This is a genomic window from Microcella pacifica (genome assembly GCF_009371975.2).
GTDB classification, from domain to species: domain Bacteria; phylum Actinomycetota; class Actinomycetes; order Actinomycetales; family Microbacteriaceae; genus Microcella; species Microcella pacifica.
In genome coordinates this window covers 1-538 of sequence record NZ_VIKT02000060.1, presented here as the reverse complement: position 1 = coordinate 538, position 538 = coordinate 1, and the positions used below count along the sequence as shown (strand labels likewise).

Sequence of the window (538 nt, the reverse complement as noted above, 5' to 3'; positions counted from 1 at the left end):
TTCAAGACCGCCGCTGCGGAGGAGATCCCGGACGCGGTCACGGTGATGGATCCCTTCCACGTCGTGCGCCTGGCCGGTGACGCCCTCGACAGGTGCCGGCGCCGGGTCCAACTCGCGATCCACGGGCACCGTGGGTTCAGGGACGATCCGCTCTACAAGTCGCGGCGCACGCTGCACACCGGCGCGGACCTGCTCACCGACAAGCAGAGCGACAGGCTACGCGCGCTGTTCATTGATGACGCTCACGTCGAGGTCGAGGCGACCTGGGGTGTCTACCAGCGCATGATCGCCGCCTATCGCCACGAGGACCGGCAACGTGGCCGCGAGCTCATGGAGAAGCTGATCACCGACCTCAGCGCCGGCGTCCCCAAGGTGCTCACCGAGCTCACCACCCTGGGCCGGACCCTGAAGAAGCGAGCCGCTGACGTGCTCGCCTACTTCGAACGACCCGGCACCAGCAACGGGCCGACCGAGGCGCTCAACGGACGGCTCGAACACCTGCGCGGCTCCGCACTCGGGTTCCGCAACCTGACCAACT

At 67.8% G+C, this 538-nt stretch carries 1 pseudogene; it reads left to right on the top strand.

Annotation, left to right across the window (positions count from 1 at the left end):
- A pseudogene (locus FK219_RS13330) lies at positions 1–538 on the top strand (ISL3-like element ISPfr2 family transposase); the annotation flags it as partial.